Below are 22556 nucleotides of genomic sequence, written 5' to 3' on the forward strand. Positions count from 1 at the left end.
ATCTGTTTACGAAACGCGCAGTTCCCCGGCAGCAGAAGTTCTCCCTGATTTAACCTTACCCCACTTCGGGCTGTCTCTGCTTGAATGTCAGAACTACTGAAAGAGGGTGATGGTTCTGGCCAGCACTTCGTCAAGAATCTCGGAGGGTAATGCATCCACTTTTCTGCCGCCTCGGGCACTTATGTCGAGCACACGGGGCTGATCACAGCGCACAACTCCGGTTGTACGAATGCCGCTGAGCGGGACTGCGAAACCGATGCGCCGGGCAAACTCTCCACCGCTGGTGACAGGCAGTACTACAGGAAGTTTGGTTGTCTGATTAAATTGGGTTGGAGAGATGACGACAACTGGCCGCTGACCGCGTTGTTCGTGACCGTGCGTGAGATCGAGCGACACCATGTAAATGTCGCCGCGCCTCATAGCAACTCACCACCTGTCGATGGCGCATCTATCCATTCGCGCTCCTCAGGTGTTTGCGGTTGCGAATAATCCGAAGCCTTCAGCAGCTCTGCCAGTGTGTATCGAGGCTTTACCTTGGGATCGACAATCAGATGCTCGCCATCTACCGCCAGACCTACTGTGTCTCCGGCTTCAAGATGCAGTAAGTCAAGGATTGCTGGCGGTACAGCAAGCATGACAGACCCACCGACTTTACGCAGATTCGTTGTGTGCATAAAACCCCATTTATTATATAAATATATAACACAATCGAGATTTCGAATCAACCGTTCTGGAATACAAACTGCCCGGAGCTTCACAGTACGTCTTGATTGAATGTTTGCGTAGAAAGGCGTGTTGAAGTATGGCCAACGCCTAATAGAAGTTTCGGACAAGCATCACAACATGACAAGCCAGAGTCCTCTACATACAATCGACTTTCACCCTTTTCATTTCAAGGAGCATTGGTTTGAGCGGCAAAAAGCAGGTGCAGCGCGCGTTGTTGAGCGTCACGGATAAAAGTGGACTGGTTGAGTTTGCGCGTAGTCTGGTGAAGCATAATGTGGAACTGGTTTCCACGGGCGGCACGGCGCGCGCGCTGCGCGAGTCTGGACTCACGGTGCGCGATATTTCTGAGTTGACGGGCTTTCCCGAAATGCTCGACGGCCGTGTGAAAACGCTGCACCCCAAGGTGCATGGCGGCATCCTCCACATCCGCAAAAATGCGCAGCATGTGGCAGCGGTGAAAGAACACGGCATCGAGCCGATCGATATGGTGGTGGTAAATCTCTACGCCTTTGAGAAGACGGCCGCGCGCGCAGGCGCGACCTTTGCCGAGGTGATCGAAAACATCGATATCGGTGGGCCTTCGATGGTGCGGTCGGCGGCCAAGAACTTTGAAGATGTGGCGATTGTCACCTCTTCTGCAGACTATGCGGCGCTCGCCGAAGAACTCGACCAAAACCAGGGCGCACTGGAGCGCGAGACGCGCTGGAAACTGGCGAAGAAGGCCTTCGCCGTAACGGCAGCGTATGACACGGCTATCGCTAACACGCTCGAACAGATTGCTACGCCCGAACCGGCGGAATCTCCGGTGCAGTTTGCTGATCTTGTTTCCGATCAGGCAACAGCGGCGTTTCCCGAGGCGCTGCGGATCAACTACCCGCTGGCGACAAGCCTGCGCTATGGCGAGAATCCCCACCAGAGAGCTGCGCTGTATGTCGATGGCTCACATGCGGGAATTGCCGGTGGCAAGCAGCTTCAGGGCAAAGAGCTGAGCTACAACAATCTGGTCGACCTGGACGCCTGCTGGGAACTGGTGCAGGAGTTCGATGAGCCGGGAGTTGCGATTATCAAGCACACGAATCCCAGCGGTGCGGCAACTGGCACGACCATCCTTGAGGCATATCAGAAGGCGCTGGCCGCGGATCCGATATCGGCATTTGGCGGAGTGATCGGCATCAACCGTGAAGTGGACGAGGCCGCAGCCGAGGAAATTGCAAAGCTCTTTGTCGAGGCGATCGCCGCTCCGAAATTTTCTGAAGCTGCGCTCGCGCGTTTTGCCGTGAAAAAGAACCTGCGCCTGGTGGAAGTAAAGCCGGCCGAGACGCTGCGGGTCATCAAGCAGGTTTCCGGTGGACTGCTGCTGCAGGATGCCGACCGCGGGCGCATTACGGCATCCGAGCTGAAAACAGTGACCGAACGCCAGCCAAGCAAAGACGAGTTGGCCGCCCTGCTCTTTGCCTGGCGCGTGTGCAAACATGTCAAATCAAATGCGATTGTCTATGCACGCAACGGGCAGACCATCAGCGTGGGCGCAGGACAGATGAGCCGCGTGGATTCGGCGAAGTTTGGCGCGATGAAAGCGGTCTTGCCGCTTGAGGGCTGTGTCGCCGCTTCCGATGCTTTCTTTCCGTTCCCCGATGGGCTCGAAACTGTTGTGGGAGCAGGAGCTACGGCGGTAATCCAGCCGGGTGGGTCAGTGAATGACGACAAGGTGATTGCAGCAGCCAATAAGCTGGGCGTCGCCATGGTGTTTACGGGGATACGGCACTTCCGGCACTGATTTACAGGGCTCAGCGTTCAGCGCACAGAAAAACCAGTTGTCATCCTGAGCAGAGCGAAGGACCTGCTTTTCGCGTCGATAGCCACAAAAACGGGTGCCCCAGGTTCGCGAATCGGGGTCCCCGACACGCGCGGTTTTCGCGTGGTGGGGTGAAAGCTAACCTGGAGTAGTTTCTTGGACCCTCCGCGACGAGTGAAAAGCACGCAACCCAAACCACAACCAAATCGAGCCCTGAGCCCTGTTTCCCTAAACCCCTGTACCCTGAGCGCTGTGCGCTGAGCCCTGTTTTTGGAGCCCTTTCCGGTTTACAATCGTCTTTATGTACGAGGAGCTGCCGGAATTCAGAAATTGGCAGCATCCAACTGATTCAGGCCGAAGATTCTGGCAGGGGTTCCTCCTTGAAGACAAATAGTAAGGCCCGTTTTGTATTGCGCGACAGCCTTCTCACTGTTGCTACGCTGGCTCTGGCCGGTTTCTACTGCCCTGGAACTTACGCGCAAAGCGCGCCCCCGCCGCAGACGAAAACCGACAAGCCTGCCGCCCCCGCCCCCACGGATACCGCGCAGAAACCCGATCGCGCCAGCGCCTACTATCACTATTCCCTCGCGCACATGTATGAGGAAATGGCCACGACCTACGGCCGTCCGGAATACGCGACGCGCGCGATTGAAGAATACAAGCTCGCGCTCAATGCCGATTCCGAATCGCCTTACCTGAATGCGCATCTGGCGGAGCTTTATTTCCAGACCGGGCGCGTGCGCGATGCGATTTCCGCCGCGCAGGCCCAGATCCAGAAGAATCCCAACAACCTCGAAGCGCACAAACTGCTGGGACGCATCTACCTGCGCTCGCTGGGCAACATGCAGAACGGCGGGCCCTCGGAGCAGATGCTGAAGCTCGCTATTGACGAGTACAAGGAGATCGTAAGGCTCGAACCGGATAGCACGGAGAACCGGCTCTTCCTGGGCCGCCTCTACACGCTGAATCATGATTCCGCCCACGCTGAGGAGCAGTTCCGGGCGGCGCAGAAGATCGATCCGGATTCAGAAGACGTAGTGCTGAATATCGCCGGCCTCTACGGCGAGCAGGGAGATTTCCAGCGGGCCATCCAGGTGTTGAACGCTCTGCCGCCGGACGATCAGACACCTAAAACACTGTATGCGCTCGGCCAGACCTACGACCAGATCAAGGACAACAAGAACGCGCTGGCCTCTTACCAGAAGGCTTTCGACCTCGATCCGGAAAACCTGGACATTGAGCGCGCGCTGGCGCAGGCGCAGTTGAATGACGGCCAGGAAGAGGCCGCTCTCAAGTCGTTCAAGGATGTCTCCGCCGGCGACCCGAGCGATGCGCAGTCGCTGCTGAGCATTGCCAAGATCGAGCGCCGCCAGGGGAAGTATGAGGATGCGCTTGCGTCGCTGAAGAAGGCCAAAGAGCTGGCTTCCGATCTGCTGGAAATCAGTTTTGAGGAATCGCTGAACTACGACGCGCTGGGTCAGTATGACCAGTCTGTGCAGGTCCTGACCAAGATGGTCGCCGACTCTGAGCATGTGACCGGGCAATACACGGACGGCGAAAAGAACAACCGCTCGATCTTCCTTGACCGCCTGGCCAATGTCTATCGCGAGCAGGGCAAGACCGATCTGGCAGTCGCTACCTACCAGAAAGAAGCCGACCTCGGCGGTGATTACATCCTGCGCGGATATGCAAACATCGTGGATGCCTATCGCGATGCGCACCAGTATGAAAAGGCCACAGCCGCGGCGCGCGAAGCCGTAGCCAGGACAGCCAAGGATAAGGACGCAAACCGCGAAGCCAACATGACCCTTGCCGCACAGTTGGCCGACACCGGAAAAGCGGACGAAGGTATCGCTCTGGCAAAGGCACAGCTGAAAGGCTCGCCGGATGACCGCTCCGTGCTGCTGCGTCTCTCGGAGATCTACATTCGCCTGAAGCGCTGGAAGGATGCCGATGAAGTCCTCGACAAGGCCGATGCGCTTTCACCCAAGCAGGACGACAAGGCGAATATCCTGTTTGCGCGCGGCGAGCTTGAGGAGCGGCAGAAGCATTTTGACCAGGCGGAGACATATTTCCGCAAGGTGCTGGATATTGACCCAAACTCGGCAGTCACGCTCAACTATCTGGGCTACATGCTGGCTGACCGCGGCGTCAAGCTGAATGAGGCGCTGGGGATGATCAAGAAAGCAGTGCAGCTTGATCCGCAGCAGTATGCTTATCTCGACTCGCTGGGCTGGGCCTATTTCAAGCTGGGGCAATACACGCTCGCTGAAGAAAACCTGACCAAGGCGCTCGCGCGGAACACGAGCGACCCGACGGTGCATGACCACCTGGGCGAGCTCTACGAGAAGACCAACCGCCTGAAACTGGCCGCGGCGCAGTGGGAGCAGTCGCTGAATAACTATTCGCACTCGCCCGTTGCTGATGCCGACCCCGGTGACGTGAACAAGGTGCAGAAGAAGCTGGACAACGCCCGTGTCCGTCTGGCAAAGGAATCATCAAGCGCGCTGCCCAGTCATCAATAGCGGCCATGCGACTTCCAGCAGGCTGCGCTGTTTCTGACGCCGCAGGCGATCCGCTTGCGGCGCGCATCTTTCCAGAAGAAACGCATCCCTACCGCTCGCCTTTCGAACGCGACCGGAGCCGCATCATCCACGCCCGCGCCTTTCGCCGGCTTGCCGGCAAGACGCAGGTATTCACTCATCGCTACTCCGACCACTTCCGCAGCCGGCTGACGCACACGATGGAAGTAGCGCAGATTGCGCGGACCGTTGCCAAGACGCTCGGCCTGAATGAAGACCTGACGGAAGCGCTGGCGCTGGTGCATGACATCGGCCATCCGCCCTTTGGACATGCAGGCGAGCGCGCTTTGGATGAAGCGCTGCGCCGCCACGGACTCAGCTTCGACCACAACCTGCACGCGCTGCGCATCGTGGAGCACTTTGAGCTGCGCTATGCCGCCTTTCGCGGACTGAACCTGACTCTCGCCGTGCGCGAAGGCATCATCAAGCATTCGCGTGATTACAGCGCAGCAGAACATCCGGAGCTGGCCGCATATTTTCTCGACAAGCGTCCGCCGCTTGAAGCGCAGCTGATCGATCTTGTAGATGAGATTGCGTACCTTACCGCCGATCTCGATGACGGCATGGAAGCGGAGATTCTCAACCTCGAAGACATTCGCGGTCATGTGCAGCTCTTCGAGCGTTTCTTCGTGCCAATGCAGGAGACTTATCCGAAAGCAGAAAAAAAGCTGGTTTTCAATGAGGCACTGAAGCGCGTGCTCAATGCACTCGTCGGAGACCTGATCGCGGAGACTTCCCGCCTGGTTTCTGCCACCGGAATTACGACGCTCGAAGGCATCCGCAATGCTCCGAAGCGGCTGGCTAGCTTTTCTCCGGAAATGGAAGCACTGCGGCTGGAGGCAAAGCGGTTTCTCTACGCCAATCTCTACAACAGCGAAAAACTGGTGCGCGACCACGAGGAAGCTGAGCACATTATTCGCGAACTGTTTGATGCATGGACCTCTGATCCTTCGCTGCTTCCTCACAGTTATGCATCGCGCGCTGCGGAAGAAGGCGCGCCGCGTGTTGTTGCCGACTACATTGCCGGCATGACGGATAACTTCATCTTTGCGCAGTATGAAAAGCAGGCGCATTAGACAGAAATCTGTGTAGGGATGCTACCCTCTAGAGTGATCCCTCAAATGCACGAAAACACTCCTCATGCACAGATTGAGCCGGATTCCCTGACCTCCGGCACGCGTTTTGTGCGCGCCTGTCTGCGCCGTCCCGTCGACCGGACTCCTGTCTGGTTTCTGCGGCAGGCGGGGCGCTATATGCCGGAATACCAGGCAGTGCGCAAGCATCATTCCCTGCTCGAAATCTGCAAGGACCCGAAGCTCGCATCGGAAGTCACCATTACGGCAGCAGAAAAGCTCGACGTAGACGCGGCGATTATCTTTGCCGATCTGCTGCTTCCACTCGAGCCGATGGGGCTTGATTTTGAATTCCAGGCAGGCGAAGGGCCGGTTGTGCATACTCCGCTGCGCACAGCAGAAGACGTGGCGCGGCTGTGCACCGACCGCACATCTCAACTGGGATATGTAGCGGAAGCCATCGAAAAAGTCGTCGCGCATTTTAAGGAGCGCATCGGCATCATCGGCTTCTGCGGAGCGCCCTTCACGCTGGCGAGCTACATGATCGAAGGCGGCAGCTCACGCAACTACATCGCGGCGAAGACGATGATGTATCGCCAGCCAGACACATGGCGCGCGCTGATGGACAAGCTGATTACAGTCCTCAGCGAATATGCGCGCCAGCAGGTGGAGGCCGGGGTCGACGTCATCCAGATTTTCGACAGCTGGGCGGGCGTGTTGAGCGTCGAAGACTACCGCGACTTCGTCCTGCCGCATACCAAAACGCTGGTGCGCGAAGTACAAGCGATGGGAGTCCCGGTAATTTACTTCGGCGTGGAAACAGCAAGTCTGCTGCCGTCGATGCGCGAGACCGGAGCCGATGTGCTGGGCCTTGACTGGCGCACTCCGCTGGGCGATGCGTGGCGCACGCTTGATTATGGATGTGCGGTGCAGGGGAATCTCGACCCGATTACGCTCTTTGCCGAGCCGGAGCTGATCCGCAAGCGCGTGAAGCAGATTCTCGACCAGGCAGGCGGCAGGCCGGGACACATCTTCAATCTTGGACATGGAATTGTGCCGGGCACCCCGGTAGAAAATGTGCAACACGTAGTGCGCTTCGTGCGCGAGTTGTCGGAAGAGGTGAAGCATGGCTGAGGGCGCGGCTGTTCTGCTGCTGGCGCACGGCACTCCGGATTCACTCGACGAGATTTCCGAATATCTGCGTAATGTCACGGGCGGGCGGCCGATGCCTGAATCTGTCATCGAAGAGATTCGACATCGGTACTCGCTGATTGGCTCGAGCCCGCTCACGCGGCTGACACTGGAGCAAGGGAAACTGCTGGGCAATGAGATGGACGCTCCAGTGTACGTAGCTATGCGCAACTGGAAGCCCTACATTGCCGACGTGGTGAAACAGATGCTCGATGACGGCATTACTTCGGCCGTAGTGATCTGTCTTGCGCCGCAAAATTCGCGAACCAGCGTCGGTCTCTATAAAAATGCAGTGTTGAAAGCTGCTGGCGACCGCCTGAAGATCGACTTCGTCGAAGGATGGGCTGATCATCCGCTGCTCGTGGAAGCTTTTACGGAGCGGCTGCGTCCGCTATGGCACAGCGTCTCGAACGATATCGGCTCGCCTGTGCCCGTACTGTTCACAGCGCACAGTGTGCCGCAGCGCACCATCGAGGCGCAGCCAGGGCAGCCTGCCGATCCCTATGCAGACGAGGCAAAGCTCACAGCTAAGTCCGTTGCTGACTGTATTCCGGACCTGAAAGACTGGCGCTTCGCATTTCAGAGCCAGGGCATGTCCGGCGGCCCGTGGATTGGGCCTACGGTCGAAGAGACGCTGACGGCGCTTCATGAGGAAGGACACAAGGCGGTCGTGATTCAGCCGGTCGGTTTTCTCTGCGACCATATTGAGATTCTCTACGACATCGACATCGCCTTCCGCGAGTTCGGCAAGAACCTTGGCATGCGCGTCGAGCGCCCGCAATCGCTCAACAGCTCACCGGTGCTCATCGCGGCGCTTGCGGACATTGCGCAGCGCGGGCTTGCGCGGCTTGCTGCATCATGAAAATCGCTGTCATCGGCGGAGGCATCGCCGGCGTTGCTGCCGCGTATGAACTGGCGCGCGCGGGCAAAGAATTCGTGCTCTACGAGGCTTCGCATCGGCTGGGCGGCATTGTGGAAACAATGCGCCGCGATGGCTTCGTCGTGGAGTGCGGGCCCGACTCGTGGGTAACGGAAAAACCATGGGCGCGCGAGCTTGCCGTCGAGCTTGGCCTGGAAGACGAAATCATTTCCTCGAATGACCGCTGGCGGCGGACATACATCGCGCAAGGCAGGCAACTGATCGCCATGCCCGACGGCATGCGCATGATGGTCCCGACGAAATGGGAGCCACTGCTAAGTTCCCCGCTGTTCAGCTGGCAGGCGCGGCTGGCCTATCTGCGCGAGCCGAAGCGTGCTGGTGAGTTGAAAGACTCAGCGCTGGCTGAGGACGCGGATGAATCGGTTGCCAGCTTTGTGCGGCGGCATTTTGGCGACGAGGCTACGGATACGATTGCTGCTCCCCTGCTGGCCGGCGTCTTTGGCGGCAGTATCGACCAGCTCAGCGTGCGCGCGGTGATGCCCGCATTCGTGAAGATGGAGCGCGAGCACGGATCGCTGATTCTCGGACTGCAAAACAATGTACGCGAAGTGGAGAGTGCTTCACTCTTCACTTCGCTAAAATCCGGACTGCAGACACTGATCGACCGCATGGCCGCTGCTCTGCCTGCTTCTTCTTTACGGTTCGGCGAAGCGGTCACTTCCCTTTCGCGCGACGGCGCACGCTGGCGGATTTCCAGCGCTTCCAGTAACGAGACCTTCGATGCAGTCGTAGTTGCGACTCCGGCGGACGCGACGCGAGCGCTGCTTCCCTCTCTCGATGATCTGTTGGCGATGGATGCATCATCAGCAATCGTGATTGCTATGGCCTTCGCCGCGGAACGTGCTGGCTCAATGCGTATTCCGCGCGGATTCGGGTTTCTCGCTCCGCAGACGAAGGCCAATCATGATGCACCGCAACTGCTGGCCTGCACCTTTGTCAATCAGAAATTTTTGCACCGCGCGCCGGATGGAGCTGTCCTGCTGCGGGCTTTCTTCGGAGGCGAAGATGCTCCGCGACTGCTCGACTCTTCCGATGATGAAGTGATTGCGCTCGCACACCAGCAGCTCTCCGTCCTCCTTGGACATTTGCCGGAGCCTTCTTTCACAATTGTCCGCCGTTGGCCGCGCTCGCTACCGCAGTATGCGGTTGGACATCTTACGCGCATGAAGCAGCTTGCAGACCGCGTGCAGGCCTTGCCCGGTCTGCATCTCGTCGGCAATGCGTATTACGGCGTCGGCCTTCCTGATCTGATACGACAAGGCTGCGATATCGCACGGCGACTGACCTCATCGATAAGCTGATGAAACTATTCAAGCACCTATCAGGTGTATGTCTATTGTGCTAAACATGATAGATTGAGTACCCGGCCATGCCTGATTTCAACACGCAGATGAGCTCGACGCGTCTGGAGGCCTTCTCTGATGGCGTCATCGCCGTCATCATCACCATCATGGTGCTGGAACTGCACGTACCGCACGAAGATGGATTAGCTGGGCTGTGGTCGGTCGCGCCGCGCCTGGGAATTTATGCGCTCAGTTTCCTGATCGTCGGCATTTACTGGATCAATCATCACGAGCTTGTTCGCAGGACGGAGACAGTTGACGTTCGCTGCCTCTGGGCAAACCTGGGCTTTCTCTTCATGCTCTCGCTCATTCCTTATTTTGTGGATTATCTGGATGAGAAGGACTTCAACTCATTTGCCACTCTGCTGTATGACCTGACGATGCTGCTGGCTGGCGCAGCATTCTTTGTTCTGCGACGCTGCGTGATGCGCCGGCAGCAATATGCCGGATCGCTAGGAGACGCGGACGAATCAGAGTTATGGAGACACACGGTCAGCATCCTCATCTATCTCATCTCGATTGCAGTTGCCTTCTACAAACCATGGCTTTCACTGGCAATTACCGGGCTGGTTACAGTGGTATGGGCCATTCCCGGCGCAAGAGCCAAACGCGATGAGACCGTGGTGCAATCCTCCAGATCAGGACGAGACGCCCACACCTGAGACTGCGGCACGGAGCCATGCTTCCATCTGCTCGTGTCCGACGACGCCCGCCTGCTGATGCACCAGCTTTCCCCCAAAGAGAATAAGGAAATTGGGAATGCCTCGGACATGGTAGCGCGCCGCCAGCTGGTGATGCTTGTCGGAATCCACTTTGAGGACGATGGCCTGTCCGGCAAGATTGGCTGCCGTGCGCGCAACCTCGGGCGCTGCCATGCGGCACGGGCCACACCAGTCCGCCCAGAAATCAACCAGCACAGGAACGGGGGCATTCTCGAGCACTTCATCGAAGAGCGCCTCATCCGCAGCCACGGGTTCATTGATAGGCGGCAATGCATTCTTGCATGCGCCGCAGCGGCCGGTATCGGCAAGATGAGTTGCGGGTATGCGGTTCTTCTGGCCGCAATGGTTACAGGCGCGGATGACAGGCATGTTGAGGCTCCTTCTTTCAGCCTGACTATTAGATGCGTAACGCTCTTGATTCGCATCGGTCAGGCATAGTGTGGAAACGCTTCCATCTCCGGTGATACTATGGGCCGATTTCTAAAGGACCCCTTGAGAATGCGCTTTACTATACTCGCTCTTCTTGTATCTCTGACAACACCCATTGCTTTCTGCCAGCTTCCTTCATGGATGCCCGACCCAACGCAGCCGCAGACATACACATTGCATCGCTCGTCGAGCCGTGAATCGACTGGCGCCAACGCCGACTATCGCACGGTAACGCCGGGACAAACGCTGACCATCCTCGATACCGATGGGCCGGGAATGATCTCGCACATCTGGTTTACCCTGGCCGACCGCGAGCCCTTCTTCCTGAAACGCGTTGTGCTGCGCATGTATTGGGATGGAGAGGAGTCGCCAAGCGTGGAGACGCCGATCGGAGATTTTTTCGGAGAGGGCACGGGCGACATCATAGCCTGGCAGTCGGCGGCGCTGATGGTCTCACACGACCGCGCCATGAACAGCTACTTCCCCATGCCCTTTGCGCACCACGCACGCATCACTGTTACAAATGAGGGCAAGGAATCCCTCGGCAGCCTTTACTGGAACATTGACTATCGCACCTACTCGCATCCGATCCCCAAAGACACGCTTTACTTTCACGCGCAGTACAGGCAGGCGCAGCCCAATCATGGCTGGACGGGACAGTGGTATGAGAACGGCGACCCGATTGTGAATTACCGCCGCAATCCGGATGGCAAGGACAATTACATCTGGATGGAGGCACAAGGGCACGGACAGTTCGTCGGCGTGACCATGTCGATTCTGCAGAATCAGGACGGATGGTGGGGCGAAGGCGATGACATGTTCTTCATCGATGACAACACCACGCCCACATTTATCGGCACTGGATCGGAAGACTACTTCCTGGGCGCGTGGGATTTTGGAGGCTCGGGATACAGCCTGCCGCTGAATGGCGCTCCGTTGGTGGGGAAAGAAATTGCCGGAAGCCGCTGGAGCGTGTACCGCTTTCATCTGGACTCGCCGATTCCCTTCACCAAGTCATTCAAGGCGACGATCGAGCATGGCCATGCCAATCACCGCTCCGATACTTTTTCCTCAGTCGCATACTGGTATCAGGCAGAGCCGCATGCAGTCTTTCCCGCGCTTCCGGATGTGAGTGACCGCGTGCCTACGCTGCAGTTTGTGGGCGGACCCGGAAACTCGAAGGGGGATTATTCGCCGGGGAGTTTGACTCCGCGGTGATGGGGTAGCGACGCGGTGTGGATTCGTTTGGCGAGGCCGAATTTCCCCATGATCCAGATGCAGTAGTAGTTGAGGTCGTATTCATACCAGGCGAGGCCGTGGCGGGCGGAGACGGGATAGGCGTGGTGGTTGTTGTGCCATCCTTCGCCGCCGGTTAAGAGCGCAACCCACCAGAGGTTGCGAGAGTCGTCGCGTGTCGAAAAGCGTCTCGACCCCCAAATGTGAGTGGCTGAGTTGACGAGCCACGTGGCATGCAGGCTCAGCGTGACGCGGAAGAAAATTCCCCAGAGCACGAACGGCCAGCCGCCGGCGGCGAAAAGAATAACGGCGAGGATCACAAGCGGCACCCAGTGGTATTCGCTGAGCAGCATGAGAAACCGGTCGCTTAGAATGTCGGGCGCGTATTTGCGGATCAGTTCGGGCTGCGCACTCAGGCCCTTGCCATAGATAACCCATCCGGCATGCGCCCACCAGCCGCCTTCGCGGGGCGTGTGCGGATCTCCGTGGCGGTCGGTGAGCTGGTGATGAACACGGTGGTTAACCACCCAATAAAGCGGGCCGCCTTCGAGGGTGAGTGTTCCGCAGGTGACCAAAAAATATTTTAGAAGGCGAGGGACCTCGTATCCACGATGCGTCAGCAGGCGGTGATAGCCGAGGCAGATTCCCAGGTTGATGCCGACGAAGTAGAGGCCCGCTGCAATGGCTGCGGCTTTCCAGCTAAAGAAGAAGAGCGCCGCGATGGCTCCGGCGTGGAAGACGATCATGAAGAGGAGCGTGATCGTGTTGAAGGAATCGCCTTGCGCACTGCGGCTTAGCGGGTGGGCTGGCTTTTCTTCAACCGTGGGTGCAGTGGCCATGCTTGATCCTCTGCTTTCATACGAGCAGGGATCAGGGGCTTGTTGGATGAATTTTGTGTAATGTTTCGGTCTTTTGAAAATCTGAATGAACAAACACTGAATACATCCAGACCGTGGCGAATGATCAGGATTGGAAGACCGAAGTAAAGTCGCTGTTCTTTAGGCCAGGCGCTCAGTAACTCTACAGCCGGTTTTGTGCTAGCCTCTGGCGCGTTCGATAGCTTTCACCACAGCGCGCGCCTTGTTGACCGACTCTTCGAATTCTTTTTCAGGAACCGAGTCGGCTACGATTCCCGCGCCGGCCTGGATGTGGGCTTTCTTTCCCTGCTGGAGCATCGTGCGGATGGCGATGCAGGAATCGAGATTGCCGGAGTAGTCAGCATAGAGCACGCTGCCGCCGTAAATTCCGCGGCGCGTCGGCTCCAGCTCTTCGATGATTTCCATGGCGCGGACTTTTGGAGCGCCGCTCAATGTCCCCGCAGGGAAACAGGCACGGAAGGCGTCGACGGCGTGGAGCTCAGGGCGCAGCTTGCCTTCGATTCCGCTGACGATGTGCATGACGTGCGAGTAGCGCTCGACGGACATCAGCTCTTTTACTTCGACCGAGCCATATTCGCTCACGCGGCCTACGTCGTTGCGTCCCAGGTCAACCAGCATCACGTGTTCAGCGCGTTCTTTTTCGTCGTTCAGCATCTCCTGCGCGATGCTGCGGTCGTCTTCTTCGTTCTGTCCGCGCGGGCGCGTTCCGGCTATAGGCCGGTACTGGATGCGGCCCTGGTTCACGCGCACCAGTAATTCCGGCGACGAGCCTGCGACATAAGTGTCGCCTCCCTTCTTCAGGTTCAGGCGCAGGAAATAAAGATACGGCGATGGATTGACGATTCGCAGCGCGCGGTAGACAGAAAAGGGATCGACTCCGGTTTCCACATCGAAACGCTGTGAGAGCACCACTTGAAAGACATCGCCAGCAGCAATGTATTCCTTGGCTGTTTCAACGGCTCTGAGAAAGTCTTTTTTGCGCGAACGCGATTCAAGCTTGAGCTTGCCGCTGATTTTCTTCTTCGAGATGCGCGGCAGAGGCCCAGCCAGACGTTTTTCAAGGCGGTCGAGACGCCTGATCGCGTCCGCATACGCGCGGTCGGGCTTCTGCCCGGTCACGTCGGTGGTGACAATCAGCAGCATCTCTTTGCGGACGTGATCGAAGGCCAGCACCTCATGAAAGAACATGAGACAGGCATCGGGCAATCCCAGATCGTCTTTTGTCTCTTCAGGCAGGCGCTCGATCTGGCGCGCAACATCATAAGCAAAGAAACCTACAGAGCCTGCAGTAAATGGTGGCAATCCGGCAACACGCGCAGGCTTGTGGCTGCTCAGAAATTCCTTCCACAACGCAAAGATGTTGCCTTCGACGCGGCGGAGTTTGCCATTCTCCGTGATCTCGATCGACCGGCCATGCGACACAATCTTGCGGAATGGCCGGATGCCGATGAAGGTGTACCGACCGATCTTCTCACCCTGTTCAACCGACTCGAGCAGGAAGCACTCCGATCCGTCTGCGGCGAGGCGGAGGAAAGCAGTCACGGGCGTTTCCAGATCGGCAGTAAGCGTGCGATAAAGCGGCACCAGCGTATGCGTGCGGGCCAGCTTCATGAATTCGGCGCGGATGGGAAGAGATGTTTCTTGCTGTGGCATCTGGTTCCAGTATATTTGGAACTTTTGTCTCACTTCTCTGTTTCAACAAATATATGGATTCCTTTATTTGATTATGAGCACAGGGGTTGCAGCGATTGCAATAGATACTGGTTGCAGGACGTATGACCCGTGGCCTATACTCGATCAGTTTGGCCTGATGCTGACTTTTCTCTATGGTGGCAGGTCAAACGATGGGTTACGGACGTGCCGGAAGTGACCGTCCCGGAGCGTTTGTTTTTGCGACACGTTCATGAGCGTAGCGCACAATCGGTCTGAAAGTTAGAGATAATTCTTGTATGGCTACCATTACGCTTGAGCAGGAGATCAACCCCTGGGAAGCTCAAGCTGCTCGATTTGACTTTGCAGCACGCAAGTTGAATTTGGATGAAGGTTTATGGCGTGTTCTGCGGCATCCCTCGCGCGAGATCATCGTGCATTTCCCCGTCAACATGGACGATGGCCGGATTGAGATGTTTACCGGCTTCCGTGTGCTGCACTCGCAGGCGCGCGGGCCGGGCAAGGGCGGTATCCGCTATGCGCCTGACGTCTCTCTGGATGAAGTGCGCGCGCTGGCAAGCTGGATGACATGGAAGTGCGCTGTAGTAAATATTCCCTTCGGCGGCGCGAAGGGTGGAGTCATCTGCGATCCCAGGAAGATGTCCATTGGCGAACTGGAGCGCATGACCCGCCGCTACACCGCTGAGATTATCGAATTCATCGGACCGGAAAAAGATGTCCCTGCTCCGGACATGAACACCAACGAGCAGACGATGGCGTGGATCATGGACACCTACTCCATGCATCAGCGCCAGACAGTGACCAGCGTGGTCACAGGCAAGCCGGTGAACATCGGCGGATCGCGCGGACGCCGTGAAGCAACGGGCCGCGGCATTGCTGTGATGTGTGACGAGGCGCTCAAATACCTCAACATCCCCGTCGATGGCTGCCGCGTGATTATTCAGGGCTTCGGCAACGTTGGTTCGAACTCGGCAAACCTGCTGCGCGAGAAGGGCTATAACATCATCGGCATCGCGGAGTACGATGGCGGACTCTATAACCCCAACGGCATCGATATCTGCTCACTGCTCGAATATAAGCAGCGCAACGGAACCGTGCTCGGGTTCAAAGGCGCTGAGGCATTCGATTCACTCGAACTGCTGACCACGGACTGCGAGATCCTGATCCCGGCGGCAACAGAGAACGTCATCACCAGCCGCAACGCAGAGCACATCAAGGCGCGCGTCATCTGCGAAGGCGCGAATGGCCCAACGACCGCAGTTGCCGACGAAATCCTTGCCGACAAGAAGGTCTTCATCGTTCCGGACATTCTGGCGAACTCGGGCGGCGTCACTGCCTCCTATTTTGAATGGGTGCAGGATCGCCAGGGCTATTTCTGGAAGGAAGCGTTCGTAAACGAGCAGCTTGAAGGCATTCTGGCGACAAGCTTTGATGACGTGGTGCGCTACTCGGAAGCACATGGAGTAAACAACCGCATCGCTGCCTATATGCTGGCGATCGATCGTGTCGCCTTCACAATCAAGCAGCGCGGTATCTACGCATAACAGGGGCGGCGCAACGCCGCCCCTTCTTTATAACTCCATGCAAGGGTGTATGCTGCTATATATTCTGACTGAGCGTCTTTCAACGGATGCATCCTAAAGGAAGAATGTCGTCTGCATGGGCCTGAAAAGCTTTGCTAAAGAAACACTGCTTCGTTACGGGTACGACCTGCGCCGAAGAGACCCCAATGCGCTAGGTTTTGACCCTTTCAAAGACATGCGACGGCTTACAGCTTCCAATGGGAGCACGATTTTGTTCGACGTCGGCGCAAATCTTGGGCAAACCATTCAGCGTTTCCGAAACCACTTTCATAATCCTGTCATTCATGCATTTGAACCCAGCGCATCCACGTATGAGAAGTTGAAAACGGGAACCTCCGGAATACCTGATCTCCATCTCAATATGACGGCCCTAGGCGCTGCATGCGGGCGGCAGGTATTAATCGAAAACTCCATACCGAGCCTCAGCTCTCTCTTGCCGCCAGGCACGGAGTGCTGGGGAGAAATCGTGAATCAGAGCGATGTAGATGTATATTCCATCGACAGCTATTGTGAGAAAGCAGGAATCACACACATCAATGTCCTTAAGTCGGACACGCAGGGATATGATCTTGAGGTGCTCAACGGCAGCATAGAAATGCTTCGTGCGCACAAGATCCATCTTGTTTACGTCGAGTTGAATTTCTGCGACTTATATGTAGGCATGGCCCGTTTTGAAAATATTTATCAGTTCCTGCAGGAACTGGGTTTGACTCCGGTAGCCTTCTATAATCAGCACATCCAGCATTCAGCTCTAGGATGGGCCGACGGCTTATTTATCGATCCGAAATATAGCGCTGCATGAAGAAGCGCGGAATCAACCTTCTCATTCTCTTTATCCCGCATGCGCAGTCTTTCCACCATCGATAACCATCTGCGCCCCTGTCATGTAAGGGAAATCGTCGGAGGCGAGCGCCAGCGCGAATGCGGCGATCTCCTCCGGTTTTGCCATTCGCTCCAATCCAGGCACGTGTGATTTGGCCCATTGCGCCGCGGCTGCTTCCCATATCGTGTCGGGAACTTTCTCCATGTGCGCAGCCCGCCGCACCAGCTCTGTGTCTGTCGTTCCGGGAATGAGCGTATTGATGCGAATGCCCTTCAGGGCATAGTCCAATGCGGCTGATTGCGCCAGCCCCACCAGTCCGCGCTTGCTTGATGTATACGCAGATCGCTTTTCTGTAGTGGCAATCGCATTGGAAGACGAAGTAATGACAATGTTGCCTCGTCCATTGGCAAGCATGTAAGGAATCTCATATTTCATTGCAAGGAAGACGCCGCGCAGGTTTGTGTGGACAACATCATCCCATTCCTGCGAAGTGAATTCGTGCAGCGGCTTCTCAAGAGTAATGCCGGCATTGTTGAAGGCTACGTCGAGCCGTCCATATTTCTGCACAACCTGGTCGATAAAGGTTTTTACATCGCTCTCATTGCGCACATCAGCACGGATATATGTCGCTTCGCCGCCATGCGACCTGATCTCGGCCTCTACTTCGTGACCAAGATTTTCACGGCGCCCGCAGAAAGCAACTTTGCCGCCTTCCGCCGCAAATTGCAGGGCTGCCGCGCGGCCAATACCGGAGGTGGCTCCAGTGATGAGGACGACTTTATTCAAGAAACGCTGGCGCCCCGATGGCATGGCAAATGCATTCACAGGCTTGCTGGAACAGGCAGCAAGCGAGCCCGCCACCGCTGTTGCAGTAAGTCCCAGCATGGCGCGCCTGTCGATGAGATTGGCTTCGTTCCGCCTCATACGCGCCTCCCTTAGTGGTTGCGCCGAAGAAGGAACTCGCGCAACATATTCCCCCCGACCTGGAATGTGAATGACATGCTGCCGAGGCGCGCCGCATCCATAGGCTCATAGCGCGCGGGATACCAGGCGTTCACTGCAGTAAACGAACCAGCGTAAGGCGCAACGATGGCCGGCAGCGAGAGAACAGTGCTTCCGCTTCTTGTCCGCGCAGTAAAGGTCGAGACAAAAGCATGCGCCGACCGCGGAAAGAAACCGGTACAGAGGCATTTGTGATAAGCCACATCTTCACGCATTACTGCTCCGAGGGAATACTTCGTTGTCTCTGAAACAAGAAACATGCCAAAGCGGAAACCGTAGCGCTCTCCGTAACCCTGGGCGCCGGAATCCCACTCAGGCGGAGCAGGCTTGCTCTGATCGATGCCCGCGCCAATAGCAGAGCGAACAAACGCCAGGGGGCCAAAAGCCGAGTCCAGGTAGTTGTGAAACTGCTGTTTCCCATCAGGAAAGGTGTACGTATACGGATTGGTGGTTGCGGCCGCGGAATGCATCACGGCCTTATGGCATGCCTTCGCTTCTGCAGTAATGTCTTCCTGCGCTGAAGCCGTGGAAAAAGCAATGACGCAGAATAGTACAGAAGCAAGATTCTGTGCAGAGATTCTGGAGGCTCTCATATGGAGCCTCCTGCGGTGTAGAGTTTTCCCGGAGCTATAGCTACGTCCTTGAGCCAGCCATTCTGCCGATACCAGGCAACGGTGTCGCGCAGCGTTTCTTCGAGCGGACGGAAGCGGATGCCAAGTTCACGCTCTGTTCTGCTCTGATCGAAGCCCGAAATGTTTCGAGAGCGTGCCATGAGGTTGACACTGGCCACGCTGATCAGTGCGGGACGCCTGCTGATGAAGTGCCATACCTCGTTCAAAGCCGCAAACGCATAGAGCATGGGCAACGGTGTTCTCCGCTTCGGCGCCGGAATACCGGTCAGCTTTTCGAGCGTGGTGGAGAGCTCCGCGATTTCCATGGTGCGGCCGGCTGCAATGTACCGTCCTCCGCTTGTCCCATGAAGCGCGCCTTCGATATGGGCCTCCGCCACATCGCGCGCGTCCACCGTGGAAAATCCACCTGGAGGAATTCCGGGTAGCTTGCGCTTCAGAAAATCCAGAATGAGCTGGCCAGAAGATGTTGGACCGGCATCACCGGGACCCACCATCCACCCGGGAAGCACAAAGCAGGCAAAGGCGTCCGGGTGTTGCTGAAGAAACAGGCTGACTTCACGATCAGACAGAATCTTGCTCAGCGGATAGTCTGCCGCATTGTCCGTCGAGCGGAGCATGGTTTCATTGATCGGCGTACCTGCCGGGCCATCGAGAACCGATGTCGAGCTGGTGTGAACGATGCGACGGATGCCTGCCGTGTATGCGTGCGAGAGCAGATCGCGCGTGCCCAGCACATTCGTCTGGTAGAGATCGTTGCGGTGGCGTCCGCCCTTGAAGTTGTCGCGAAAATAGGCAGCCGCGTGGAAGAGAATGTCGGTCCCGCGAAGATGCTGCGCGAAGCCTGCGATATTGCGCATGTCTCCGGTGACCACTTCCACCGGCAAGCCCACAAATAGCTTCTCTGCTTTCTCCTTGGAGCGCGCCAGCGCTTTGACGCGAATGCCGCGCGCCGCAAGCTGGCGCACGAGGTTGTTTCCGAGCAGGCCGGTGGCTCCGGTAACGAAGGCGGTAAGAGACGAAGAATTCATAGATGCTCCTTTACGGGTTGACAGCGGGCTTTTAAACGCCTTACCTTAAAAGCGAGCATTAACTCGTGTTTTAGAAAATACGAGCATTTACTCGTAAATGTCAAGAGCCGTGGAAAAAATTTCTCCTAATAAAGCACCGCGCCGTCAGGCCCGCGGACAGAAACGCATTGCAGAGTTGCTGAAGGCAGCGGGCGAAGTCTTTCAGGAAGCCGGTTACGAAAACGCCACGACGAACGCCATCGCGGCAAGGGCCGGAGTGTCTCCGGGAACGCTGTATCAGTTCTTCCCCAACAAGCAGGCCATGGCGGAGGCGCTGGCCAATGAGTATGCATCCAGAGACAAGGAAGCGCATGAAAAGGCATTTGATCTTGATGTTGCGACGATCCCGCTGCATGAGCTGATTGACCGCATGGTCGATCCTTTTCTCGCCTTTCGCCGGAACGCGCCGGGCTTCGAAGCTCTTTTCACCGGTTCGGTCGTCTCGCGCGAGCTGGCGGAACGCATCCAGATGCTGCATGAACAGCTGAAGCAGCGCATTGCCCGTGTGGTTACGCTGCGTAATCCGCATTTTTCACCTGACGCTGTGCAGACCATCGCCGAAACATCGGTTCAGATCGTAAAGGGCCTTCTTCCCCTGGCGCTGAATGGCAATGCGAAACAGCGTGAGACGGGCGCGCGGGAGTTGAAGATAGTGCTCGAAAGGTATATTGCGCCACTCGAAGAAAAAGCTTCACGCAAAAGAAAATAGCCCGCTGTAGAATGGTTGCGTTTCCATTCCGACAATGCGACGCCGCGAATTTCTCAAATCAGCTTTTGCCGCAGGCAGCACTTTCCTGTGGACGCCGCGAAATATGTGGGCTCAGTCTGAGTCTGCGCCCGATCCGCAGGTCAAGCGCGTGCTGGTGATGTTCAAGTGCCACTTCGACGCCGGCTTCATCGACACGCAGGCGCATGTGGTGGAGCGCTACTTCCATGAGTACTTTCCGCACGCCATTCAGATTGCCGGAGAGATGCGCCAGTCCGGCGGCCCACCGTATGTGTGGACGACCGGCTCCTGGCTGCTCTACGAGTATCTGGAGCAGGCCAGCCCGGAAGCCCGCAGGCAAATGGAGCAGGCCATAGCGCAGGGTGATATTGCCTGGCACGCGCTTCCCTTCACATGGGAGAGCGAGATGCTGGACCGCTCGATGATGGAAGGCGCGGTTGGCATATCTCAGACGCTTGACCGGCGCTTTGGCAAGACAACCACCGGAGCCAAGATGACCGATGTGCCCGGACATACGCGCGGACTGATTGCTCCGCTGGCAGCGCAGGGTGTGAAGTTTCTCGATATCGGCGTAAATGGCGCGAGTACGCCCGCAGAACTGCCTCCGTTATTTCTGTGGAAAGACACAACCGGAGCGACGCTGGCTGTCATGTATCACCACGAATACGGCAGCGTGGCGCGTGTACCGGGCTCCGATCTTGCCATTGCCATTGAAGTCCGCGGCGACAACAGCGGGCCTCATCCGCCGGAGGAGATTCGCAAAATCTACGCAAGGTTGAAGCAGCAATTTCCTCAAGCAGAGATCAAAGCAGCAAATCTGACAGAGATTGCAAATGCCGTCGACCCGCACCGCAACAGTCTCCCTGTGGTGACACAGGAAATAGGCGACACGTGGATTTACGGAGTGCCCAGCGATCCGCTGAAAGTCGCGCGCTATCGAGAAGTGGCGCGGCTTCGCCAGCATTGGATTGGACAGAAGCAGTTCAACGCAGGCGATGCGACAGATGTAGCCCTGCTGCGCAGGCTGCTCCTGGAAGTGGAGCACACCTGGGGCACGGACACGAAGACATGGCTCGACTTTGACCACTACACGCCCAAAGACCTTGCCCCGATGCTCGATACGAAAAACTACAAGGTCGTCGAGTTCAGCTGGCAGGAGAAGCGCCAGGATTTGTTCGATGGAATCGCAGCATTGCCCGCACCGCTCAAGAATAAGGCGCTCGAAGCAGTGCATCAGCTTGAGGCAAAGCCGCCGGTGATCATGAATGGAGAGCGCCACTCTGCAAATAAAGACATCGAGACGCCGCACTTCACCATTGGCATCGATGCGAAGACAGGAGCCATCCGGAAGCTGCGCAGTAAAGCCTCGGGGCGCGAATGGGCATCAAAGGATCGCCCGTTAGCGCTGTTCTCTTACCAGACCCTTTCACAGCAGGACTACGCGCGCTTCTTTACGAACTACATCATCAGCGATGCGGACTGGGCGAAGAAGGACTTCGGCAAGCCGAATATCGAGCGCTTTGGAGCCAAAAGCCAGGAGTGGCTCCCCTCGCTCGTGGAATTGCAGACCAGCAAGGACGCGCAGGGCCACCGCCTACTGGCGCAGCTTGCCATTCAGGACACAGAGGCCTTTGCTTCGGGACGTGCCGCCTATCCACAAAAGCTTTTTCTGGAACTGCTGCTGCCCGATGCCGAGCCTGTCGTGCACGTAAACTTCTATTGGTTTGACAAGCCATCGACGCGAATGCCGGAGGCAATCTGGCTAAGCTTTAATCCCGCAAATGCAGACCATCAGAGCTGGATGATGGACAAGGCCGGCGAGCAGATTTCTCCATTCGATGTGGTGGCGGCAGGCAATCGCCACATGCACGCTGTCTCTTCCGGAGTTTCCTGCAAGGACAGCAGCCATGTTTTTCAGCTGGAGACGCTGGATGCTCCGGTATTTGCCTTTGGAGAAAAGTCGCCGCTGAGCTTTTCGCGCTCGCAGCCTGACCTTTCTGGAGGCGTCCATTGCAACCTGTTCAACAATGCCTGGGGCACGAATTACATCATGTGGTTTGGCGAGAATATGCGTTTTCGCTTTATTTTGCGAGCGTAATTGACGGCCAGGATATACAGGGATTGCCTTTATATGCT

General features: G+C 57.0%; 20 protein-coding genes. 12 read left to right on the top strand and 8 right to left on the bottom strand.

Annotated elements, in window-relative coordinates; all coding sequences use genetic code 11:
- Nucleotides 1-93: 93 nt before the first annotated feature.
- Together AC5S16_RS06150 and AC5S16_RS06155 are read right to left on the bottom strand one after the other, a co-directional pair.
- Entirely contained in the window at nt 94-420 is a 327-nt protein-coding gene (locus AC5S16_RS06150) for a type II toxin-antitoxin system PemK/MazF family toxin (protein WP_493929151.1), read from the bottom strand.
- Complete coding sequence (locus AC5S16_RS06155) at nt 417-674, bottom strand: AbrB/MazE/SpoVT family DNA-binding domain-containing protein (RefSeq protein WP_493929152.1); 258 nt, start codon at nt 672-674, stop codon at nt 417-419. Before AC5S16_RS06155 ends, AC5S16_RS06150 begins: the two co-directional genes overlap by 4 nt.
- Nucleotides 675-907: 233 nt before the next feature.
- Here AC5S16_RS06155 and purH point away from each other — a divergent pair, with 233 nt between their 5' ends.
- From purH to AC5S16_RS06190, 7 genes are all read left to right on the top strand, one after another.
- Nucleotides 908-2503: a bifunctional phosphoribosylaminoimidazolecarboxamide formyltransferase/IMP cyclohydrolase gene (gene purH, locus AC5S16_RS06160; RefSeq protein ID WP_493929153.1), complete on the top strand. Its 1596-nt coding sequence runs from the start codon at nt 908-910 to the stop codon at nt 2501-2503.
- Nucleotides 2504-2901: 398 nt separating this feature from the next.
- Nucleotides 2902-5046, top strand: coding sequence for a tetratricopeptide repeat protein (locus tag AC5S16_RS06165; protein WP_493929154.1), 2145 nt, complete (start codon nt 2902-2904; stop codon nt 5044-5046).
- A 5-nt stretch (nt 5047-5051) separates the two neighbouring features.
- Nucleotides 5052-6179: a deoxyguanosinetriphosphate triphosphohydrolase gene (locus AC5S16_RS06170; protein WP_493929155.1), complete on the top strand. Its 1128-nt coding sequence runs from the start codon at nt 5052-5054 to the stop codon at nt 6177-6179.
- Between the two features lie 45 nt (nt 6180-6224).
- On the top strand, nt 6225-7310 hold the full coding sequence (gene hemE, locus AC5S16_RS06175) for a uroporphyrinogen decarboxylase (RefSeq protein ID WP_493929156.1): 1086 nt from the start codon (nt 6225-6227) through the stop codon (nt 7308-7310).
- Nucleotides 7303-8229: a ferrochelatase gene (hemH, locus tag AC5S16_RS06180; protein WP_493929157.1), complete on the top strand. Its 927-nt coding sequence runs from the start codon at nt 7303-7305 to the stop codon at nt 8227-8229. The genes hemE and hemH overlap by 8 nt, the downstream gene beginning before the upstream one ends.
- Nucleotides 8226-9608, top strand: a complete 1383-nt coding sequence (hemG, locus tag AC5S16_RS06185; RefSeq protein ID WP_493929158.1) for a protoporphyrinogen oxidase — start codon at nt 8226-8228, stop codon at nt 9606-9608. The genes hemH and hemG overlap by 4 nt, the downstream gene beginning before the upstream one ends.
- Nucleotides 9609-9676: 68 nt before the next feature.
- The gene (locus AC5S16_RS06190; protein ID WP_493929159.1) at nt 9677-10312 is read left to right on the top strand and encodes a TMEM175 family protein; all 636 of its coding nucleotides are present in this window, start codon (nt 9677-9679) and stop codon (nt 10310-10312) included.
- Here the strand turns inward: AC5S16_RS06190 and AC5S16_RS06195 are convergent.
- Nucleotides 10289-10741, bottom strand: a complete 453-nt coding sequence (locus AC5S16_RS06195) for a thioredoxin family protein (protein WP_493929160.1) — start codon at nt 10739-10741, stop codon at nt 10289-10291. The two genes, AC5S16_RS06190 and AC5S16_RS06195, sit on opposite strands and share 24 nt — an antisense overlap.
- Before the next feature lie 129 nt (nt 10742-10870).
- On the opposite strand from AC5S16_RS06195, the gene AC5S16_RS06200 reads away from it, so the two are divergent.
- Nucleotides 10871-12019, top strand: a complete 1149-nt coding sequence (locus tag AC5S16_RS06200) for a glycoside hydrolase family 172 protein (protein ID WP_493929161.1) — start codon at nt 10871-10873, stop codon at nt 12017-12019.
- Here AC5S16_RS06200 and AC5S16_RS06205 read toward each other — a convergent pair.
- Both AC5S16_RS06205 and trpE read right to left on the bottom strand, forming a co-directional pair.
- On the bottom strand, nt 11989-12969 hold the full coding sequence (locus tag AC5S16_RS06205) for an acyl-CoA desaturase (RefSeq protein ID WP_493929162.1): 981 nt from the start codon (nt 12967-12969) through the stop codon (nt 11989-11991). The genes AC5S16_RS06200 and AC5S16_RS06205 overlap by 31 nt on opposite strands.
- A 105-nt stretch (nt 12970-13074) precedes the next feature.
- On the bottom strand, nt 13075-14568 hold the full coding sequence (gene trpE, locus AC5S16_RS06210) for an anthranilate synthase component I (RefSeq protein WP_493929163.1): 1494 nt from the start codon (nt 14566-14568) through the stop codon (nt 13075-13077).
- Nucleotides 14569-14864: 296 nt separating this feature from the next.
- Between trpE and AC5S16_RS06215 the strand changes: the two genes are divergently transcribed.
- Both AC5S16_RS06215 and AC5S16_RS06220 read left to right on the top strand, forming a co-directional pair.
- Entirely contained in the window at nt 14865-16130 is a 1266-nt protein-coding gene (locus AC5S16_RS06215) for a Glu/Leu/Phe/Val family dehydrogenase (protein ID WP_493929164.1), read from the top strand.
- Between the two features lie 115 nt (nt 16131-16245).
- Nucleotides 16246-16971 carry an FkbM family methyltransferase gene (locus AC5S16_RS06220; RefSeq protein ID WP_493929165.1) on the top strand — a complete coding sequence of 242 codons (726 nt, stop codon included), beginning with the start codon at nt 16246-16248 and terminating at the stop codon, nt 16969-16971.
- Nucleotides 16972-17001: 30 nt separating this feature from the next.
- Here AC5S16_RS06220 and AC5S16_RS06225 read toward each other — a convergent pair whose 3' ends face one another.
- Genes AC5S16_RS06225 through AC5S16_RS06235 form a run of 3 tightly spaced genes read right to left on the bottom strand, consistent with a single transcriptional unit; the run spans nt 17002 to nt 19654 of the window.
- Nucleotides 17002-17916 carry an SDR family NAD(P)-dependent oxidoreductase gene (locus AC5S16_RS06225; protein WP_493929166.1) on the bottom strand — a complete coding sequence of 305 codons (915 nt, stop codon included), beginning with the start codon at nt 17914-17916 and terminating at the stop codon, nt 17002-17004.
- 11 nt (nt 17917-17927) lie between these two features.
- The gene (locus AC5S16_RS06230; RefSeq protein WP_493929167.1) at nt 17928-18587 is read right to left on the bottom strand and encodes a hypothetical protein; all 660 of its coding nucleotides are present in this window, start codon (nt 18585-18587) and stop codon (nt 17928-17930) included.
- Nucleotides 18584-19654 carry an SDR family oxidoreductase gene (locus tag AC5S16_RS06235; protein WP_493929168.1) on the bottom strand — a complete coding sequence of 357 codons (1071 nt, stop codon included), beginning with the start codon at nt 19652-19654 and terminating at the stop codon, nt 18584-18586. The genes AC5S16_RS06230 and AC5S16_RS06235 overlap by 4 nt, the downstream gene beginning before the upstream one ends.
- Before the next feature lie 97 nt (nt 19655-19751).
- Between AC5S16_RS06235 and AC5S16_RS06240 the strand changes: the two genes are divergently transcribed.
- Both AC5S16_RS06240 and AC5S16_RS06245 read left to right on the top strand, forming a co-directional pair.
- Nucleotides 19752-20402: a TetR/AcrR family transcriptional regulator gene (locus AC5S16_RS06240; RefSeq protein WP_493929169.1), complete on the top strand. Its 651-nt coding sequence runs from the start codon at nt 19752-19754 to the stop codon at nt 20400-20402.
- A 34-nt stretch (nt 20403-20436) separates the two neighbouring features.
- On the top strand, nt 20437-22518 hold the full coding sequence (locus AC5S16_RS06245; RefSeq protein ID WP_493929170.1) for a DUF5054 domain-containing protein: 2082 nt from the start codon (nt 20437-20439) through the stop codon (nt 22516-22518).
- The last annotated feature ends 38 nt before the right edge of the window (nt 22519-22556 follow it).

The organism is Acidobacterium sp. FHG110202_01 (assembly GCF_059115305.1).

Excerpts from the sequence above, each read along its gene's own strand:
- AC5S16_RS06170 (WP_493929155.1), top strand. The coding sequence starts at position 5,052 with ATGCGACTTCCAGCAGGCTGCGCTGTTTCTGACGCCGCAGGCGATCCG.
- AC5S16_RS06215 (WP_493929164.1), top strand. The coding sequence starts at position 14,865 with ATGGCTACCATTACGCTTGAGCAGGAGATCAACCCCTGGGAAGCTCAA.
- AC5S16_RS06230 (WP_493929167.1), bottom strand. The coding sequence starts at position 18,587 with ATGAGAGCCTCCAGAATCTCTGCACAGAATCTTGCTTCTGTACTATTC.
- AC5S16_RS06150 (WP_493929151.1), bottom strand. The coding sequence starts at position 420 with ATGAGGCGCGGCGACATTTACATGGTGTCGCTCGATCTCACGCACGGT.
- AC5S16_RS06225 (WP_493929166.1), bottom strand. The coding sequence starts at position 17,916 with ATGAGGCGGAACGAAGCCAATCTCATCGACAGGCGCGCCATGCTGGGA.
- AC5S16_RS06220 (WP_493929165.1), top strand. The coding sequence starts at position 16,246 with ATGGGCCTGAAAAGCTTTGCTAAAGAAACACTGCTTCGTTACGGGTAC.
- AC5S16_RS06245 (WP_493929170.1), top strand. The coding sequence starts at position 20,437 with ATGCGACGCCGCGAATTTCTCAAATCAGCTTTTGCCGCAGGCAGCACT.
- AC5S16_RS06200 (WP_493929161.1), top strand. The coding sequence starts at position 10,871 with ATGCGCTTTACTATACTCGCTCTTCTTGTATCTCTGACAACACCCATT.
- AC5S16_RS06195 (WP_493929160.1), bottom strand. The coding sequence starts at position 10,741 with ATGCCTGTCATCCGCGCCTGTAACCATTGCGGCCAGAAGAACCGCATA.
- trpE (WP_493929163.1), bottom strand. The coding sequence starts at position 14,568 with ATGCCACAGCAAGAAACATCTCTTCCCATCCGCGCCGAATTCATGAAG.
- hemE (WP_493929156.1), top strand. The coding sequence starts at position 6,225 with ATGCACGAAAACACTCCTCATGCACAGATTGAGCCGGATTCCCTGACC.
- AC5S16_RS06190 (WP_493929159.1), top strand. The coding sequence starts at position 9,677 with ATGCCTGATTTCAACACGCAGATGAGCTCGACGCGTCTGGAGGCCTTC.
- AC5S16_RS06235 (WP_493929168.1), bottom strand. The coding sequence starts at position 19,654 with ATGAATTCTTCGTCTCTTACCGCCTTCGTTACCGGAGCCACCGGCCTG.
- AC5S16_RS06155 (WP_493929152.1), bottom strand. The coding sequence starts at position 674 with ATGCACACAACGAATCTGCGTAAAGTCGGTGGGTCTGTCATGCTTGCT.
- AC5S16_RS06240 (WP_493929169.1), top strand. The coding sequence starts at position 19,752 with ATGTCAAGAGCCGTGGAAAAAATTTCTCCTAATAAAGCACCGCGCCGT.
- hemG (WP_493929158.1), top strand. The coding sequence starts at position 8,226 with ATGAAAATCGCTGTCATCGGCGGAGGCATCGCCGGCGTTGCTGCCGCG.
- hemH (WP_493929157.1), top strand. The coding sequence starts at position 7,303 with ATGGCTGAGGGCGCGGCTGTTCTGCTGCTGGCGCACGGCACTCCGGAT.